The organism is Rhizobium lentis (assembly GCF_017352135.1).
Taxonomy (GTDB): domain Bacteria; phylum Pseudomonadota; class Alphaproteobacteria; order Rhizobiales; family Rhizobiaceae; genus Rhizobium; species Rhizobium lentis.
In genome coordinates, this window is the sequence record NZ_CP071454.1 from 2484632 (window position 1) to 2501555 (window position 16924).

At 61.1% G+C, this 16924-nt stretch carries 19 protein-coding genes; 13 read left to right on the forward strand and 6 right to left on the reverse strand.

Annotation, left to right across the window (positions count from 1 at the left end; genetic code table 11):
• Positions 1–62 precede the first annotated feature (62 nt).
• From J0663_RS11970 to visR, 12 genes are all read left to right on the forward strand, one after another.
• Positions 63–359, forward strand: a complete 297-nt coding sequence (locus tag J0663_RS11970; RefSeq protein ID WP_207240553.1) for an STAS domain-containing protein — start codon at positions 63–65, stop codon at positions 357–359.
• Positions 356–721, forward strand: coding sequence for a chemotaxis response regulator CheY1 (gene cheY1 / locus J0663_RS11975; protein ID WP_003570362.1), 366 nt, complete (start codon positions 356–358; stop codon positions 719–721). The genes J0663_RS11970 and cheY1 overlap by 4 nt, the downstream gene beginning before the upstream one ends.
• 17 nt (positions 722–738) lie before the next feature.
• A complete protein-coding gene (locus tag J0663_RS11980) occupies positions 739–3015 on the forward strand; it encodes a chemotaxis protein CheA (RefSeq protein ID WP_207240554.1) in 2277 nt (758 codons plus the stop codon).
• Positions 3016–3018: 3 nt separating this feature from the next.
• Positions 3019–3486 carry a chemotaxis protein CheW gene (locus tag J0663_RS11985; RefSeq protein WP_011424005.1) on the forward strand — a complete coding sequence of 156 codons (468 nt, stop codon included), beginning with the start codon at positions 3019–3021 and terminating at the stop codon, positions 3484–3486.
• On the forward strand, positions 3483–4391 hold the full coding sequence (gene cheR / locus J0663_RS11990) for a protein-glutamate O-methyltransferase CheR (RefSeq protein WP_207240555.1): 909 nt from the start codon (positions 3483–3485) through the stop codon (positions 4389–4391). The genes J0663_RS11985 and cheR overlap by 4 nt, the downstream gene beginning before the upstream one ends.
• On the forward strand, positions 4388–5431 hold the full coding sequence (gene cheB, locus J0663_RS11995; protein ID WP_207240556.1) for a protein-glutamate methylesterase/protein-glutamine glutaminase: 1044 nt from the start codon (positions 4388–4390) through the stop codon (positions 5429–5431). Before cheR ends, cheB begins: the two co-directional genes overlap by 4 nt.
• Positions 5431–5820 carry a response regulator gene (locus J0663_RS12000; RefSeq protein ID WP_004672258.1) on the forward strand — a complete coding sequence of 130 codons (390 nt, stop codon included), beginning with the start codon at positions 5431–5433 and terminating at the stop codon, positions 5818–5820. The genes cheB and J0663_RS12000 overlap by 1 nt, the downstream gene beginning before the upstream one ends.
• Positions 5817–6371 carry a chemoreceptor glutamine deamidase CheD gene (cheD, locus tag J0663_RS12005; RefSeq protein ID WP_064693807.1) on the forward strand — a complete coding sequence of 185 codons (555 nt, stop codon included), beginning with the start codon at positions 5817–5819 and terminating at the stop codon, positions 6369–6371. The genes J0663_RS12000 and cheD overlap by 4 nt, the downstream gene beginning before the upstream one ends.
• A gap of 16 nt (positions 6372–6387) precedes the next feature.
• Positions 6388–6777: a chemotaxis protein CheT gene (cheT, locus tag J0663_RS12010; protein WP_207240557.1), complete on the forward strand. Its 390-nt coding sequence runs from the start codon at positions 6388–6390 to the stop codon at positions 6775–6777.
• 198 nt (positions 6778–6975) lie between these two features.
• Complete coding sequence (fliF, locus tag J0663_RS12015) at positions 6976–8667, forward strand: flagellar basal-body MS-ring/collar protein FliF (protein WP_207240558.1); 1692 nt, start codon at positions 6976–6978, stop codon at positions 8665–8667.
• Positions 8668–9006: 339 nt separating this feature from the next.
• The gene (gene visN / locus J0663_RS12020; protein ID WP_207240559.1) at positions 9007–9753 is read left to right on the forward strand and encodes a transcriptional regulator VisN; all 747 of its coding nucleotides are present in this window, start codon (positions 9007–9009) and stop codon (positions 9751–9753) included.
• Positions 9754–9761: 8 nt separating this feature from the next.
• Positions 9762–10508 carry a transcriptional regulator VisR gene (gene visR / locus J0663_RS12025; protein ID WP_207240560.1) on the forward strand — a complete coding sequence of 249 codons (747 nt, stop codon included), beginning with the start codon at positions 9762–9764 and terminating at the stop codon, positions 10506–10508.
• 59 nt (positions 10509–10567) lie between these two features.
• On the opposite strand, the gene J0663_RS12030 is transcribed toward visR, so the two are convergent.
• The 6 genes from J0663_RS12030 to motA all read right to left on the reverse strand — a co-directional run bounded on the left by J0663_RS12030 (position 10568) and on the right by motA (position 15934).
• Entirely contained in the window at positions 10568–11008 is a 441-nt protein-coding gene (locus J0663_RS12030; RefSeq protein WP_207240561.1) for a hypothetical protein, read from the reverse strand.
• 5 nt (positions 11009–11013) lie between these two features.
• Complete coding sequence (gene flhB, locus J0663_RS12035; protein ID WP_207240562.1) at positions 11014–12093, reverse strand: flagellar biosynthesis protein FlhB; 1080 nt, start codon at positions 12091–12093, stop codon at positions 11014–11016.
• 299 nt (positions 12094–12392) lie between these two features.
• Positions 12393–13433: a flagellar motor switch protein FliG gene (gene fliG, locus J0663_RS12040; protein ID WP_207240563.1), complete on the reverse strand. Its 1041-nt coding sequence runs from the start codon at positions 13431–13433 to the stop codon at positions 12393–12395.
• Between the two features lie 27 nt (positions 13434–13460).
• Positions 13461–14045: a flagellar motor switch protein FliN gene (gene fliN / locus J0663_RS12045; RefSeq protein WP_207240564.1), complete on the reverse strand. Its 585-nt coding sequence runs from the start codon at positions 14043–14045 to the stop codon at positions 13461–13463.
• 65 nt (positions 14046–14110) lie between these two features.
• Entirely contained in the window at positions 14111–15061 is a 951-nt protein-coding gene (locus tag J0663_RS12050) for a FliM/FliN family flagellar motor switch protein (protein ID WP_207240565.1), read from the reverse strand.
• Positions 15062–15934 (reverse strand): flagellar motor stator protein MotA, encoded by an 873-nt coding sequence (gene motA / locus J0663_RS12055; RefSeq protein ID WP_064681139.1) that lies wholly within the window; start codon positions 15932–15934, stop codon positions 15062–15064. It abuts the gene before it with no gap.
• A 253-nt stretch (positions 15935–16187) separates the two neighbouring features.
• Here motA and flgF point away from each other — a divergent pair, with 253 nt between their 5' ends.
• Complete coding sequence (flgF, locus tag J0663_RS12060; protein ID WP_207240566.1) at positions 16188–16922, forward strand: flagellar basal-body rod protein FlgF; 735 nt, start codon at positions 16188–16190, stop codon at positions 16920–16922.
• Positions 16923–16924 lie beyond the last annotated feature (2 nt).

A 16924-nucleotide genomic window follows, 5' to 3' on the forward strand; every position in this document is an offset into this window, starting at 1 on the left:
TATCGGATTATCGCCTCAGCTCGTCTTTCAGGGCCGGGGACAAGGGGGACAAGGAAAAGCTGATGGTAGCAAAGAAGAGTGGCAAGACGCTGAATTTGACAGCGGTGCTCGACCTCAACGAGGCTTCCGCCTTACGCGACAAACTCCTCTCCATGCGGGGAAGCGCTCTTTCGATCGACGCGTCCGACGTCGAACGGGTTGGCGCTCTTTGCGCCCAGGTTCTGATGTCCGCCGAGAAAACCTGGGAACAGGACAAGCAGCCGTTCACCTTCTCCAAGGTGTCCGACGCATTTCAGAAAACCATGCAGCTGGTTGGCGTCGATATCGACCACCTGCTTGCCAAGGAGATCCGGCAATGAAGAAAAAAGTGCTTACCGTGGATGATTCCCGCACCATCCGAAACATGCTGCTCGTGACGCTGAACAATGCCGGTTTCGAGACGATCCAGGCGGAAGACGGCGTCGAGGGTCTCGAAGTTCTCGAAGAGTCCAATCCTGACGTCATCGTGACCGACATCAACATGCCGCGCCTCGACGGTTTCGGCTTCATCGAAGGTGTCCGCCGCAACGAGAAATATCGGGCGATCCCGATCTTGGTCCTGACGACGGAGAGCGACGCGGAAAAGAAGAATCGCGCCCGCCAGGCCGGCGCCACCGGCTGGATCGTCAAGCCTTTCGACCCGGCCAAGCTGATCGATGCAATTGAGCGCGTAACCGCTTAAACCCAGGATTTGCTCCTATGGATATGAACGAAATCAAAGAGATCTTTTTCCAGGAGTGCGAGGAACAGCTCGCCGAGCTGGAATCCGGTCTTCTGAAAATGAACGATGGCGATCGCGATCCGGAAACCGTCAATGCGGTGTTCCGTGCCGTGCATTCGATCAAGGGGGGCGCCGGCGCCTTCGGCCTTGATGATCTGGTTGCCTTCGCCCATGTTTTCGAGACCACTCTCGATTGCGTTCGTTCCAACAAGCTCGAGCCGACCCAGGACGTCCTGAAGGTGATGCTGAAGTCGGCCGATGTGCTCGCCGACCTGACCAATGCTGCGCGCGATGGCGGCAGTGTCGATGAAAGCCGCAGCCGCGGCCTCGTCAAGGAACTCGAGGCGTTGGCCAATGGCGAGCTGCCGTCTCCCTCGGCAGCAGCCGAGGCTCCGGCGCCGAAGGCGGCGGCAAATCCCGCTCCGGCGCCTGCCCCCAAGCCGACCGACGACAGCGGCTTCCAGCCGATCCCCTTCTCCTTCGACGATTTCGGCGGCGAGGATGATGCGGGCTCCGGCCTGCCGGCCTACGAGATCACTTTCAAGCCGCGCCACGAACTCTATTCAAAGGGGAATGACGCCACCCTGCTGCTGCGCGACCTCTCGCGCCTCGGCGAAATGACGATTTATTGCAATGCCGATGAGCTGCCGGGCCTCGAGGAGCTCGATCCGGAAGCGGCTTATTTCTTCTGGAACATCACGCTCAAGACCGACAAGGGCGAGGACGCCATTCGCGCCGTCTTTGAATTCGCCGAGTGGGATTGCGAGCTGACGGTGAAGCCGGTCGAGGAAGCAAGAGGCGACGCGTCGAGCAATGAGGAACTGCCGATGGTGCCGGTTCCCTTCGACCTGTCGATTCTCGACGAGACCGGCCCGGGCGAAGAGGGCCCTGCACGTTCCGACGACACGGCAGCTGCCGTTGCCGCCGCCGAGACAGCCTCCAATGTCACGCAGATGGCCGCAGCCGCCGCCCGCGTCGAGAAGAAGGAATCGGCAGCCGCCGCAGCAGCCGCGGCAAACGCCGCCGCCCAGAACAGCGCTGCCGGCGCCGGCCAGACGATCCGCGTCGATCTCGACCGCGTCGACCGCCTGATCAACCTCGTCGGCGAGCTGGTCATCAACCAGGCGATGCTGTCGCAAAGCGTCATCGAGAATGACACGACCGGCACCTCCTCGATCAACATGGGCCTGGAAGAGCTGCAGCAGCTCACCCGCGAGATCCAGGACTCGGTGATGGCGATCCGCGCGCAGCCGGTAAAGCCGGTCTTCCAGCGCATGTCGCGCATCGTCCGCGAAATCGCCGACATGACCGGCAAGTCGATCCGCCTGATCACCGAAGGTGAAAACACCGAAGTCGACAAGACGGTGATCGACAAGCTGGCCGAGCCGCTCACCCACATGATCCGCAATGCCGTCGACCACGGTATCGAAACACCGGAAAAGCGCGCCGCCGCCGGCAAGAACACCGAAGGCACAGTCCGCCTCACCGCCAAGCATCGTTCGGGCCGCATCCTGATCGAGCTTGCCGACGACGGCGCCGGCATCAACCGCGAGAAGGTCCGCCAGAAGGCGATCGACAACGACCTTATCCCGGCCGATGCCAACCTGTCGGACGAGGAAATCGATAACCTGATCTTCCTTCCGGGCTTCTCGACTGCCGACAAGATCTCCGACATCTCAGGCCGCGGCGTCGGCATGGACGTCGTCAAGCGTTCGATCCAGGCGCTCGGCGGCCGCATCAACATCACGTCCAAGCCGGGCCACGGCTCGGTCTTCACGATGAGCCTGCCTCTGACGCTCGCCGTCCTCGACGGCATGGTGGTCACCGTCGCCGGTCAGACGCTGGTCGTGCCGCTGACGGCAATCGTCGAAACCCTCCAGCCGGAAGCTTCCGCGATCCACTCCTTCGGCGCCAACCACCGGCTGATCTCGATCCGCAACAGTTTCTGCCCGCTGGTCGATGTCGGCCGCATCCTGAACTTCCGCGCAACCCAGGCCAATCCCGTCGAGGGCGTGGCGCTCCTGGTGGAGTCGGAAGGTGGCGGCCAGCGCGCCCTGATGGTCGATGCCATCCAGGGACAGCGCCAGGTGGTCATCAAGAGCCTGGAAGCCAACTACACCCATGTGCCGGGCATTGCCGCCGCCACCATCCTCGGCGACGGACGCGTGGCTCTCATCCTCGATGTCGATGCGGTTGTCGGCGCCTCGCGCGGCCAGTCGCTCAAAGCGGAAATGTCGTTAGCAGCGGTAGGGTAAGGAATGTCGTACGCTGTAAAAAGTCTGAACCAGGGGGATCGCGAGCTGATCGCGTTCCGCATCGGAGATCAGGAATTTTGCGTGAACATCATGTCGGTTCGCGAAATCCGTGGCTGGACCCCGGCGACCGCGATGCCGCACTCGCCTGCCTACATGCTGGGGGTCATCAACCTGCGCGGCGCGGTGCTGCCGATCATCGATCTTGCCGCTCGCCTCGGCATGAAGCCCGCCGATCCCACAGCCCGTCACGTCATCATCGTCGCCCAGGTCAGGCGCAAAGTCGTCGGCCTCCTGGTCGACGCCGTCTCCGACATTTTGACGGTGACCGACGAGATCATTCAGCCGACCCCTGAAATCTCCTCTGACCTCGAGCGCCAGTTCGCCCGGGGCATTCTCGCCATCGACAAGCGGATGATCTGCCTGATCGAACTTGAAGCCCTCTTTTCCGAGACCGAAAGCGAAGCCGCATGAACGCAATGGGCGCAAAAGATCTGAGGCAGGGAGCCGACGAGGTGCTGGCGAGCGGAGAATATCCGCTGACGCGCCGCGACCTCACGGAAATCGCCGCCATGATCTACTCGGATGCCGGGATCTTCCTCAACGAGACGAAGGCCTCGCTCGTCTATTCGCGTCTTTCGAAGCATATCCGCAATCTTGGTCTTTCCGGTTTCCGGGAATATTGCGAACTGGTCGCGTCGCCGGCTGGGGCTGCGGCGCGTCGCGAAATGCTCTCGCATCTGACGACCAATTTTACCCGCTTCTTCCGCGAGAACCATCATTTCGAGCATCTGCGCGACCATGTCCTGCCGGAGCTTCTGCAGCGGGCGCGATCGGGCGGCAGGGTGCGCATCTGGTCGGCCGCTTCCTCCGACGGGCAGGAACCCTATTCGATCGCGCTGACCGTGCTGTCGCTGATGCCGAATGTCGCCGATTACGACTTCAAGATCCTGGCGACCGACATCGACCCGAAAATCCTCGCCATCGCCCGGGCCGGCGCTTATGACGAGAACGCGCTCGAAACCGTCTCGCCCGCCATGCGCAAGCAGTGGTTCAGCGAAGTCGAAGTGCAGGGCCGCCGCAAGTTCCAGGTCGACGATCGCGTCAAGCGGCTGATCACCTACAACGAGCTGAACCTGATGGCGCAATGGCCCTTCAAGGGCAAGTTCGACGTCATCTTCTGCCGTAACGTCGTCATCTATTTTGATGAGCCGACGCAGATGAAGATCTGGCAGCGTTTCGCCGGCCTGCTGCCGGAGGGCGGCCATCTCTATATCGGCCATTCCGAGCGCGTCTCCGGCGAAGCAAAACACGTCTTCGACAATATCGGCATCACGACCTATCGATACGCCACCAAAGGTCTCGGGAGGAAGGCATGAGCGCTCCGGCAAGAGTTCTCGTTGTTGACGACTCGCCGACCATGCGGGGGCTGATCACCGCCGTGCTGAGCTCCGACCCGGAGGTCAACGTCATCGGCCAGGCCGGCGACGCTCTGGAAGCGCGCGAGGCGATCAAGCGGCTGAACCCCGACGTGGTGACGCTCGACATCGAGATGCCGAACATGAACGGCCTCGATTTCCTCGAAAAGATCATGACGCTGCGGCCGATGCCGGTCATCATGGTATCCACGATGACGCATCGCGGCGCCGAAGCGACCCTTGCTGCGCTTGAAATCGGCGCCTTCGACTGCGTCGGCAAGCCGGGCCCCGGCGAACCAAGGCCGTTCGGCGATCTCGCCGAAAAGGTCAAGGCTGCCGCGCGCACGCAGCGCCAGTTCTCCCAGCCGGCGGCTGCCGTCACGCCGCCGCCCTCGGTCGCCGAGTTCCGCGTCGGCCGCAAGATCGTCGCCATCGGCTCGTCGACCGGCGGCGTCGAGGCGCTAATCGCCGTGCTGCAGAAATTTCCGGCCAACTGCCCCCCGACGGTCATCACCCAGCATATGCCGCCGACCTTCACCAAGAGTTTCGCCGAGCGGCTGAACCGTCTCTGCGCCCCGGTAGTGCAGGAAGCGACCGATGGCGCCCGCCTCGAAATCGGCAAGATCTACCTGGCGCCGGGCGGCGAACGTCATCTCCAGGTCAGCGGCGGCTCGGCGCCGTGCTGCCGTCTTGTCGACCGGGCGCCGGTCAACGGTCACCGACCGTCGGTGGACGTGCTCTTTGATTCGGTCGCCGAACTCGCGGGCCGCAACGCCGTTGGCGTGATTCTGACCGGAATGGGCCGCGATGGCGCCGCCGGATTGTTGAAAATGCGCCACGCCGGCGCCAGAACGCTCGGCCAGAACGAAAAAACCTGCGTCGTTTACGGAATGCCAAGGGTTGCTCAGGAACTTGGCGCCGTCGAGCAGCAGCTGCCGCTGGCTGCCATCGGCGAAGAAATATTGAAATTGACAGCCGCCCGAAAGGAAGGGACCGAATAATGTCGATCGCGGAGAAAATCAAAGTTCTGATCGTCGATGATCAGGTAACGAGCCGGTTGCTGCTCAGCGATGCGCTGACCCAGCTCGGTTTCAAGCAGATCACATCCGCAGGCGACGGTGAGCAGGGCATGAAAATCATGACCGAGCAGCCGCACCACCTGGTGATCTCGGACTTCAACATGCCGAAGATGGATGGCATCGGCTTCCTTCAGGCCGTGCGCACCAACCCGAACACCAAGAAGGCGGCCTTCATCATCCTCACCGCCCAGGGCGATCGGGCGCTGGTGCAGAAGGCAGCCCAGCTCGGCGCCAACAACGTACTCGCCAAGCCGTTCACGATCGAGAAGATGAAAGCGGCCATCGAAGCCGTGTTTGGAGCTCTGAAATGATCACTGAGGGGGCAGCCCGCCGCGTGCACATCATTCAGGGCGAGTACAAGGTCCTGAGCGATCCGAATGCGGTCCTCTCGACCATTCTCGGCTCGTGCGTGGCCGCATGCCTCAGAGATCCCGTCGCCGGTGTCGGCGGCATGAACCACTTTCTGCTGCCCGGTTCGGCGACGTCGCCGACATCAGGCGGCGATGCCACACGCTACGGCGTGCATCTGATGGAACTGCTGATCAACGGTCTCCTGAAGCAGGGCGCCCGGCGCGACCGGCTGGAGGCAAAGATCTTCGGCGGCGCGAAGACGATCTCGACATTCTCCAACGTCGGTGAGCAGAACGCGGCCTTCGCCATGCAGTTCCTGAGGGATGAAGGCATTCCGGTGGTCGGCTCCTCCACCGGTGGAGAGCATGGGCGAAAGCTCGAATATTGGCCGGTCTCCGGTCGTGCCCGGCAATATCCGCTGACCGGCGCCGAAACGCAGAGAACCGTCGCTCTCGAGCAGCGTCCCGCCGCTCCGCAGAAGCCCGCCGAAACCAGTATCGAATTTTTTTGATGGCGAGGATTTTGATATGACATTTACTCCGGTGATGGAGCCGCCCGCGCCTGTTGAAGCGCTGAGCGACATCCTCATGCGCATCGTTTCGGAACTGCATGATGTCGCTTACCTGATCGAGCGCATCGAGCCGCAGCTTCTCGAACTCGGCGGCGCCGAAATCCTCAATTCGCCGGATGCCATGAAGGTCATGCAGGGCATCGATCTGGCAGTGCAGAAATCGCGCGGCCTTGCCGAATTCATCGATACCATCACCGGCGAAATCCCGCTCGGCTGGACGGTCGACGTCGCGACCGCACTCAGCCTCGTCAAGCTGGCGGAGATGCAGAAGGCGCTGGGCGGCGTCACACGCCACGGCCATTCCCAGCCGCTAAGCAAGGCGGCCGGCGACTTCGATTTCTTCTGAGGCGCGCGATCTTTCAGCTTCACTCCTTGCGCCTTAGGCTCCTCATTTAACGCACGTCCTTCTCGCAACATCGCTGCGACATGCTTGAGCCTCTCGCTCCCGCGCGCTCTTCACGAAACGCTCGCACAAGTTTCGCCGATTATTCGTCAGATGAGGCAATAAGCCTGCTTTGTCTTTGACGGATCGTGCGAGAACAGAATGAATCTGTTAAATCAATTAGTTCAGATATTTAAGAACTTTGGTGCCCTGGGCCGGACGCGCCTGATGATTCTGGGGGGCGTCGGCGCCCTTTCCATCGCCATCATCCTTGCGGCTGCTCTTTTCGTCAACAAACCGGCTCAAGAAACGCTCTACGTCGGTCTCGAAGCTCCCGATCTCAATCAGATCAGCATGGCGCTTGCCGAAGCCAACATCAATTTCCAGGTCGGGGCGGACGGTTCCAGCATCACCGTTCCGGCGGGCATGACGGGCAAGGCCCGCCTGATGCTTGCCGAGCGCGGCCTGCCGAACAGCGCCAATGCTGGTTACGAACTGTTCGACAATGTCGGCTCGCTCGGTTTGACCTCCTTCATGCAGGAAGTGACGCGGGTTCGCGCGCTGGAAGGCGAGATCGCCCGCACCATCCAGTCGATCTCGGGCATCACGGCCGCGCGCGTCCATATCGTCATGCCCGAAGTCGGAAACTTCCGGAAGGCCGAGCAGAAGCCGACCGCCTCCGTCATGATTCGCGCCAGCGCCGCCACCGGGCGCGGCGCCGCCACCTCGATCCGCCACCTCGTCGCCTCGGCTGTGCCGGGGCTCGACGTCGATGACGTGACGATTCTTGATTCCGCCGGCCAGTTGCTCGCTTCCGGCGACGAGGCGAGCAACAGTTCGCTGAACCGCTCGCTCAACATTGTCCAGAACGTTCAGCAGGAAGTCGAATCCAACATCGACAAGGCGCTCGCGCCCTTCCTCGGCATGGACAACTTCCGCTCCAGCGTCACGGCCGACCTCAATACCGACGCCCAGCAGATACAGGAAACCGTCTACGATCCTGAATCCAAGGTCGAACGTTCGGTCCGATCGACGAAGGAAGCCCAGCAGTCGCAGCAGAGGCAGTCCGACAACGCAACGACCGTCGAACAGAACATTCCCCAGGCGGCCCCCGAGGCCGGCGGCGCCAACGGCCCGGAATCGCAGGACAAGTCCGACAAGCGCGAAGAGCAGACCAACTACGAAATCAACAGCAAGACGACGGCGACGACCCGCAGCAGCTACAAGGTCGAAAAGCTGTCGATCGCCGTGGTCGTCAACAAGGGCCGCATCGCCAAGATGGTCGGCGAGCCCGCCGACCAGGCCAAGATGGACGCCTATGTTGCCGAGATGAAGAGCATCGTCGCTTCGGCAGCCGGAATCGACACTAGCCGCGGCGACGTCGTCACCGTCACGGCCATGGATTTCCTCGAGAACCAGCTGCTCGAAGACGCCACCGGCGGTATACGCGTCATGGACATGCTGAACCGCAACCTTGCCGGCATCATCAACTCGCTGGCCTTCGTCGCGGTCGCCTTCGTGGTGGTCTGGATGGGCCTGCGGCCGCTGGTACGCAGCATTAGCGGCAACGGCTCCAGCTCGGTCCTCGGCGATGCCACGCCGGAAGCGGCCGGTCTCGAGCTCCCGGACTTCGCGCCGGCGGCAGGCGCCCCCGGAGGCGCTCTCATGGACGGCTTCGGATCCGACTTCGGCTTCGACAGCACCGAGGATCTGCTCAGTCTTGGCGACGACGACGGCAACTTCAACCGCCGCGTCAAGGAGGGGCCGGAACGCAAGCTTGCCCGCATGGTGGAGATCAACGAGGAACGCGCCGCCAAAATCCTCAGGAAATGGGCGATCGACGACGCAGCATAAGAAAGGGCCGGGAAACCGGCCCTTTTCACGTCGTCGCCACGACGGCTTCGGACAGACGCATTAAATCTGTTGGCTTCACTCGCGCAATACGCGAATCAAGTTGCGATACAGCCAGAATCACCTTAGCCTCTGCCATATCTCGAGCGGCATAATCGGCATTCGAATCAAGGCACGAACGGCGGCTGATGTAAATACCTAGAAGTCGGAGATGCTACTTTGCATCGGCTGGCTTACCCTTAGGTGATTCGAAATGGGATTCGCGGGACTTGAATTGAATCCTTTACAGAAAAATTGCAGTTGCACCGAGTGTCACCGTTTCTCAGCCGCAGGACGTTGCCAATGGATATGAACATAGTTCTGGCGAGCAAAGGCGAGAGGCACATGATGAATTTCGCAAGCGCAGTGGCGCCGGCTCTGTTGCCGCGCGACGAGCTGATCCAACGCCTGCACGGGGTCGCAAACACCGGCAGGTTGCAGTCCGGACTGCGCGCCCTGACGGACTATGTCGGTGCCTCGCACTATCTTCTGGCGCGGTGTGATCTGATCCAGGAAAGCGGCCTCGATTTCATCGTTTCCTCGGATTGGCCCTTCGATCTGGTCAAGGAGGTCGCCAATGATCTCGTCAGCGGTTATGCCCGCTCGACCGAGCTGGAAAAATGCATGCAGGTCTTCCAGCCGAATTTTGCGCTTCTGCCCGAAGCCGCAGACGTGCCGGACGGCGCCAGCCGCCAATACTGTTCCTTGACCTTCAATGTCGGCCGCTCGCGGCTCGCCTTGATGTTCCTGTTCGGCGAAGGCTTCATCCTGTCGCCGGAGCGACTGCGGGACGTGGGGCTGCTTGCCGGCTACGTTGCGAGCTTTCTGCGCTGCGGAGGCGCGCGGGTCGATCGCGATTTCGAACTGACCGACCGCGAGCTGGAATGCTTGTTCTGGATCGCCGAGGGCAAGACCAGCGACGAGATCGCGATGATCCTCGGAATCTCCCGCAATACCATCAACAACTACATCACCAGCGTGATGCGCAAGACGGCGACCAAGACCCGGTCGGAGGCCATTGCCTTCGCGGTCCGCAACAATTTCGTATAGGGGGATCCATGGGGCATCCATCAAGCAGGGCGATGAGCGGCGCCGATCCGCTGCGCATGGTGCGGATGAACAGGATTTCCAGCCGCTCCGATCTTTTTCCGCGGCTCATCGCGATGCAGAAGCTCGCCGACGCTCGAGGCTTCGCGATTTACCGTGTCAGCGGCTCGGGGCTTCCGGCAAAGCAGCGCCTTGTCTGCGAGCTCGAGAACTGGGGACCTTCCAATGCCGGTTTCGGCAAGGCCTTGACGGATGCCTATGGCGATATCCTACTCGATCATATCGAAAAGTCGCTGCTGCCGCTCTCCTGGGCCGGCGCTCATGACCGGGCGGCCCCCGGTCCGGCGGATTTTTCGCCCTTCATGACGCGCCTGAAGGATGGCATCCTGCCCTTCTCCGGCCTTGCCTTTCCGGTGCGGCTCGGCGCCGTCGGCAACGGCTTCATCCTTTTCACCGGCGATGATATCGATCCATCTAGCGACACGATCGTCGAGCTGCACGGCCGCTGCTGCCATATCATGATGGATCTGCTCTCGCTCGACGAACGCCGCGCGGCCGCCGCCGAGGCCCTCAGCGAACGCGAGATCGCCTGTCTTCAGCTTGCCGGTGACGGCCGCATCAGTGAAGAGATCGCCGAAAAACTCGGCCTGTCCGTCCACACGGTCAATGCCTATCTCGGCTCGGCGACCATCAAGCTCAATTCCGTCAACCGTATCCAGGCGATCGCCAAGGCGATCCGGCTCGGCTACATCAGCTGAACCGGCGCCGGCCGCCCTGGACGAAAGTCGGCGCGAAACTTGCTTGTTGTGAGAGCAAATCAGCTGGCGAGCGCGCGCGGCGGCTTCATGCTGTAGCGGGCTTGCCGAAGGCTCTTTTCCAGGAAGGCGGTATTCTGGTCGGGGTCGGCCGAGGGATCCTGGAAGGCGATGTGATTGATTTCGATGCCGGCATGATCTTCGGCAAGGGTGAGCTGGGCATAGACGGTGACGCCGCGCGGCTTGATTTCCAGGTCGAGAACGACTTCGGGCTTGCCGCCCCACTCCAACGTATAGTTTCCGCCCAGGCCGAAATTGACCGTACCCGGATGAAAGAAAAGCTCCGCCGCCGAAGCGACGAGATCGGCCAGATTGCCGTAATACTCGAAGCGCAGCAGTGAAATAAGGTCAGAAGCATCCAGAAGGCGCAGTTCGGTGGCGACCGGGCTGATCGCGTCTGCGAGGATCTTTTCACGCTGGGTAGAGTGGGGGCATTTTTTCATTCGGCTTATCTTACCCGTTTGTTCTTGGCGTCTGCGGCGTAGACCCGGTGGATCAGCTCCGCAACGGCCTTATAGAAGACTGACGGTATGACACTATCGACCGAGACTTGCGCAAACATGGAGCGTGCAAGCGGCGGATCCTCGAACACCGGGATGCCGTTCTGCTCGGCGATCTCCCTGATCTTGAGGGCAATGAGGTCCTGGCCCTTGGCCAGAACCACCGGCGCGTCGTTCTCTTCACGCGCGTAGCGCAGCGCCACGGCATAGTGCGTCGGGTTGGCAATGACGAGTGTTGCACGGTGTACGTTGGCGATCATGCGCCGGCGCGCACGGTCGCGCATCAGCGAGCGCTGCCGGCTTTTGACAAAAGGGTCGCCCTGGGCCTGCTTGTTTTCTTCCTTCACTTCGTGCCGCGTCATCTTCAGCTCGGTGAACCAGTGGTGACGCGTCCAGAAAAGGTCGGCGATCGCCACGATGGCGGTGGCGATCAGCATGACGATGATGATCTTGCGCATCGCTGTCATCATCCGCACGAGGATGGTCTGCGGATCGGAGAACATCGCGTCGATCGAGCTAAAATATTCGCTCCTCATCACGAAGAACAGGATGACCCCGACCACGACGACCTTGAACAGCGATTTTCCGAATTCGATGAGGCCAGGCAGGCTGAACAGCCGTGACCAGCCCTTGATCGGCGAGATGCGCGAGCCCTGCGGCCGGATGCGTTCGAGCACCAGCGTCGGCAGGTTCTGAAAGACGGAGGAGGCGATGCCGAACACCATGAACAGGATGAAGGCCGGCGCCAGCAGTGCTGCACTTGCCCAGCCGATCCGGACGAACAACGACAATATATCCGGCCCGGTCTCGATCTTCCATTGGTCGGGCTGCTCGAAGATGTCGCGCAGCGTTTCCGTCATGCGCCCGACGCTGTCGGGGAGGAAGAACACCAGATAGATGTAGGTGGCGAGAATCGTCGCGAAGATCGACAGCTCGCGCGATGACGGCACGTTGCCTTTTTCCGCGGCATCGCTCTGCTTTTTCGCGGTCGGGGCTTCTGTTTTGCTGTCCTTGTCATCATCTGCCAAGTCGCGGCCCTCCGTCGAAGAAATGGGCCCCAGCTAACGCACGTCGCCCAAAAGTGTGCAGCGGTTTTGGGATGCGACATGCATCAAAACAAAGACCTAAAGCGCGTCGCAGGAACTAAGTTTCCACGCGACGCGCTTATGGGAAGGGTAGTCGCCTGTGGCACGGCGATCAACAGCCGCCTTTCGGTATACCGGATTTGTCAGCAGTCTGGAACTGCCGATACATGGGCGCGGGATCACGACGTGCATGCAACAAGGAGCTAAAACGAGTCGCACGAATCAGTTCACTGCGGCCCGTTTCAGGCGGCTGCCGAAGCCTCGCCTTCCTTCTCCTTGAGCTCGATCTGGCCGGAATTGGCCAAGCGAATCGCTTCCTGCGCCACGGCGCGCCGCGCAATCGCGATCTCGCGCGGATTGACGCCGCCCATGCCGCTCTGCAGATCCGATTCGATCATGCGACGCTGGCGTGGGCTGATGGCGGAGAGAACCGATTCGCGGATTTCGGCCGGCGAGCCGCGCAGCGCGACGGTGAGCACGTCGGTCGAAATGTCGTTGAGCAGCAGGACGCGGCTGCGCTGCGGCATGTACATGAGGTCCTCGAAGAGGAAGATCTTCGGCCGAACCTTGTTGACTGCCTCGCGGCTGATCGATTCGAGCGAGGTGAGCAGCGTGTCGACCTGCGGCTTGTCGAGCTCGTTCATGAGATCGGCGACCTTCGTCGAGCCGGCGGCGTTGCGCTCTGCCTCGACCTCGGCCAGCAGCGACATCACCTGGTTCTCGATGATCTGCGCGGCCTTCGGGCTGACAGCCTTCATGTTGACCGTTCGGTTCATGATGTCGGCGCGGCGGTTGTCGGGAAGCTGCAGCAGTACCTTGGCGCCGAAGGAGGAGGGCATCATCGAAAGAATATAGGCAACGGTCTGCGGATGTTCGCGCAACAGGAACTGTGCGACGAAAGCCGGCTCGGCCTCGCTGAGGCGATCCCAGATCGAGGTCTCGTAGGCCTGGAAGGCCGTGCGGCGGCCGAGCAGGCTGTCGACCTCATCGGGGGTCAGGCCTTCTTCCAGAATGGCCTCGATCGCTTTGGCATTGTCCATCAGTCCGGCGCCCTCGGTGAAGAGATCCTCGAACTCGGAGACGAGCGACAGCAGCTCGTCCGGCGGAATGGCGCGCAGCGACTGGGCAGACGAGATGATCGTCTGCAGTTCGGCCTGTGTGAAATATTTCAACAGCCGGCCGGCGACGCCCTTTCCCATGGCGAGAAGGACCGCCGCCGCCTTTTCAGCCTGGGTCAACGGTTTCTCGGCTAGCGCGCCGCCGAAATCGTCAAAGTCCATCATGGTCTAACCTCTCCGTCCCCACAGGGATCAGGCTTTCTTGGTACTCAAAACTTCTATCAGTTTTACGCCGAACCGGGTGTCGTCGTTATCGAGCACCGTAATCTCGCCGCGTGCGATCCTGCGGCCGTTCACCATGATCTCGACCGGTTCGCCGATTTTCTTGTCGAGGGCGATCGTCGCGCCTTCATTGAGATTCATCAGGCCGGAGACCTGCATCCGGCTGGTGCCGAGCATGATCTGGACATCGATCGGAATGTCCATGATCAGTTCGAAGTTCGAGGTCAGCGCGCTGCCGAGCGGTGCCGGTGACGCCTCGAACGACGAGCTGCCGCCGAAATCCATGCCTGCAGCCGGGCTGGCGCCGGTGCCGAAATCGCCGCCGAAATCGTCGCCGCCGAAGGGGGAGTCCGAAACCTCGCCGCCAAAGGCGGCCAGATCCGTTCCTGCTGCGAAGTCATCATTCTCCAGCTCGCCGCCAAACTGCGACAGGTCGCTGTCGGCATCCTTTTTCAGCACGCCGCGCAGATCGTCGATCGCCTGGTCGAGATCGGCTTCGCTGCCCGGCATATCCAGGGAGAGGTCACTGTTCTGCGGTGTTTTCTTCGTAGCCATGAAATCACTATTCCAGTTGAAACTTGCCTCAAACTGCCTTTGCAGCCCAAAGGCCAGAGAACCGATCAATTCATCAAATGACGGATGAGTTCGTCATCCGAGTTCATCGTATCCTTCACTCGGACCATGTAGTTTTCGCCCGAACGCCCGAACTCGCATACATATAATTCCTTGCTGTTGGCGCTGACCTCGACGCGTACGTCGCCGCTGTCGCGGAAGGGGATGACGTCGCCGACCATCAGCTTCGATATCGTGCGCAGCGTCAGGTCCTGCAGCCGGATCCTGGCCTCGAGCGTGACGTGCGAGCGGCGGACCTGGTCGCCGAGCTGTTCCGTCCATTCCGGCGAGGTGCTGCCGGCCTGGCGCTTCGGCTTCGGCGGCGTCACCTTGGTCTTGAGCAGCGCCGTCTGCGGAACGATCAGTGAGAATTCCGAAACGATGCCGGCAAGCGTGATCGACATGTTGATGGCCGCGGCAAATTCGTCCGGGCGGTCGTCCGCCGGCCGGGGGCGCGTGTCATGGGCGTGCGGGGCCGAAAGGCTTGGCTCGAAACCGCCCGGTGCGTTGACCGCCGAGCGCAGCACCTTGGCGATCTTGTCGAAGATCATGACTGCCAGATCGAGTTCGATGATCGACAGCAGCCGCTCAGCCGGCTCCTCGATCGTATCGGCGGTGGCGCCGAGCAGGTGTTCCATCAGCGTGATGACGAAACCGTTGCCGCAGGCAAGCGTGATGTTCTGCGACCAGTTGCGCAGCGTCGCGTCGACGAGCGTGACGTTGTGGCTGAGGTCGTCGATCAGGTGGTTCTTGTAACCGATCTCGCAGCCGAGATAGCCGACCGTTACGTCGAGCCCGGTCTCGCTTTTGATGACATCGGGAAAGAACTCGCTGTAGACCTCCCCGAAAGAGCTGCAGATCTTGGAGACCCGGCCTCTGTCGCCAAGCCCGCCAGTCAATTTGGCGAGAAGGGCAGGATCCATTGCCGGTTTGTCACGCGAAGCATCGCCCATGGTCATTTAAGCCGCCTTGTTTTCGCCACCGGGGTTCATCATTTCCTGCTCGACCGCATCGATGGAGGGACGTTCATAGGCCGAAATCGTCTTGCGGCCGTATTCGAGAGCGACCTGCGGTACCGAGCCGTTCATATAGGCAAGCAGCGTCTGCTTGACGATCACGTAGAGGCGGTGCTGCTTGCTGCGTACGATCTTGATCTGGGAGACCAGCGGTGAGCAAAGGCAGTAGGACAAGAGGATGCCGAGGAAGGTGCCGACGAGCGCCGAGCCGATCAGGTGACCGAGCACCTCAGGCGATTCATTGATCGCAGCCATTGCCTTGATGACGCCGAGAACCGCCGCGACGATACCGATCGCCGGGAAGGAATCGCCCATGATCTGGATCGCGTGATAGGGCTTCATCTTGTCGTGCATGATGGTGTTGAGCTCTTCGTCCATCAGCGCCTCGATTTCGTGGCTGCGGGCGTTGCCGATGATGATCAGGCGCACGTAGTCACAGATGAACGCCGTCAGTTCCTTGTTTTTCAGAACGGTCGGAGCCTGCTGGAAGATCGTCGATTCGGCCGGATTATCGATGTGGGCTTCGATTTCGTTTCGTGACTTGGTGCGCAGGTCGCGCATCAGCGAATAGAGCACGCCGAGCGTGTCGAGATAATTGCGTTCCTTGGGCACGGCATGCTTGAAGGCTTCCCCGAGCGCCTTGCCGGAGTCCTTCACCACCTTCATCGGGTTCGCCATGATGAAGCTGCCGAGACCGGCGCCGCCGATGATGACGAACTCGAAGGGCTGAAATAGAGCGTCCACATGACCGCCCATCGCCATGAAGCCACCGATGACGCAGCCGCAAGTCACTATAAATCCGATAATGATGTTCATCGTCAGCCCAATCTGAACGTTGCTTTTCTTTAAGACGGATAGGGTTTCTGCCTTGCGTGAGGCTGATGAAAAGGCCGTCTGCGGGCATTTCAGCCTGCCAGCTTCGCGCAAGCATCTGCCGCCAATCTAAAGGGGACGAATGGGCGCTCGCGTCCGTTTCTGAGATGCCGCCTCAGCGAAATTCCGGCCGAACCAGATCAGACGACGCCCGGTTTTTCGTTCCGTTCATCGCCAATGCTTGGAGCTTACCGACATGCAATCCGGTCTTTACGTTTCTCTGTCGTCGCAGATGGCGCTCGAAAAGCGCCTGAGCACCATCGCGGACAACATGGCCAACGTGAACACCACCGGTTTTCGCGCCACGGAGGTGAAGTTCGACGAGATGGTGGCGGCCACCAAGAACAAACTGAACACCAAGGTCGCCTTCGTTTCCCAGGGCAACGATTATCTGAATGAGCAGAACGGCGAACTGCAGCACACTGGCAACATGCTCGATTTCGCCGTCAAGGGCGATGCCTGGTTTTCGCTCGACACGCCGGCCGGCCGCGTCCTGACCAGGGACGGCCGCTTCACGATCAAGGATACCGGCGAGCTCGTCTCGATCAGGGGATATCCGGTTCTCGACGCCGGCGGCGCGCCGATCCAGCTCGACACGAAGGCCGGCGAGCCGGCGGTCGGCACCGACGGCATCATCTATCAGGCTGGCCGCCAGGTCGGTTCGCTGGGGCTGTTCGAGGCCGATATCAGCAAGGGTTATCTGCGCTACGAAAACAGCGGCATCATGACCACCGACCAGCCGCGCGCCGTCGTTGACCGCTTCAATGTCGGCGTCGAGCAGGGATATCTGGAAAATTCCAACGTCAACGCCATGCGCGAGATCACCCAGCTGATCGAGGTCAACCGTGCTTTTGAAAGCATCTCGTCCCTGATGCGCGACAGCGAGGATTCCTTCAAGGAAGCCGTTCAGACGCTTGGGGGCAGCCGCTAAGC

Excerpts from the sequence above, each read along its gene's own strand:
- J0663_RS11970 (WP_207240553.1), top strand. The coding sequence starts at position 63 with ATGGTAGCAAAGAAGAGTGGCAAGACGCTGAATTTGACAGCGGTGCTC.
- cheY1 (WP_003570362.1), top strand. The coding sequence starts at position 356 with ATGAAGAAAAAAGTGCTTACCGTGGATGATTCCCGCACCATCCGAAAC.
- J0663_RS11980 (WP_207240554.1), top strand. The coding sequence starts at position 739 with ATGGATATGAACGAAATCAAAGAGATCTTTTTCCAGGAGTGCGAGGAA.
- J0663_RS11985 (WP_011424005.1), top strand. The coding sequence starts at position 3,019 with ATGTCGTACGCTGTAAAAAGTCTGAACCAGGGGGATCGCGAGCTGATC.
- cheR (WP_207240555.1), top strand. The coding sequence starts at position 3,483 with ATGAACGCAATGGGCGCAAAAGATCTGAGGCAGGGAGCCGACGAGGTG.
- cheB (WP_207240556.1), top strand. The coding sequence starts at position 4,388 with ATGAGCGCTCCGGCAAGAGTTCTCGTTGTTGACGACTCGCCGACCATG.
- J0663_RS12000 (WP_004672258.1), top strand. The coding sequence starts at position 5,431 with ATGTCGATCGCGGAGAAAATCAAAGTTCTGATCGTCGATGATCAGGTA.
- cheD (WP_064693807.1), top strand. The coding sequence starts at position 5,817 with ATGATCACTGAGGGGGCAGCCCGCCGCGTGCACATCATTCAGGGCGAG.
- cheT (WP_207240557.1), top strand. The coding sequence starts at position 6,388 with ATGACATTTACTCCGGTGATGGAGCCGCCCGCGCCTGTTGAAGCGCTG.
- fliF (WP_207240558.1), top strand. The coding sequence starts at position 6,976 with ATGAATCTGTTAAATCAATTAGTTCAGATATTTAAGAACTTTGGTGCC.
- visN (WP_207240559.1), top strand. The coding sequence starts at position 9,007 with ATGGATATGAACATAGTTCTGGCGAGCAAAGGCGAGAGGCACATGATG.
- visR (WP_207240560.1), top strand. The coding sequence starts at position 9,762 with ATGGGGCATCCATCAAGCAGGGCGATGAGCGGCGCCGATCCGCTGCGC.
- J0663_RS12030 (WP_207240561.1), bottom strand. The coding sequence starts at position 11,008 with ATGAAAAAATGCCCCCACTCTACCCAGCGTGAAAAGATCCTCGCAGAC.
- fliG (WP_207240563.1), bottom strand. The coding sequence starts at position 13,433 with ATGATGGACTTTGACGATTTCGGCGGCGCGCTAGCCGAGAAACCGTTG.
- fliN (WP_207240564.1), bottom strand. The coding sequence starts at position 14,045 with ATGGCTACGAAGAAAACACCGCAGAACAGTGACCTCTCCCTGGATATG.
- J0663_RS12050 (WP_207240565.1), bottom strand. The coding sequence starts at position 15,061 with ATGACCATGGGCGATGCTTCGCGTGACAAACCGGCAATGGATCCTGCC.
- motA (WP_064681139.1), bottom strand. The coding sequence starts at position 15,934 with ATGAACATCATTATCGGATTTATAGTGACTTGCGGCTGCGTCATCGGT.
- flgF (WP_207240566.1), top strand. The coding sequence starts at position 16,188 with ATGCAATCCGGTCTTTACGTTTCTCTGTCGTCGCAGATGGCGCTCGAA.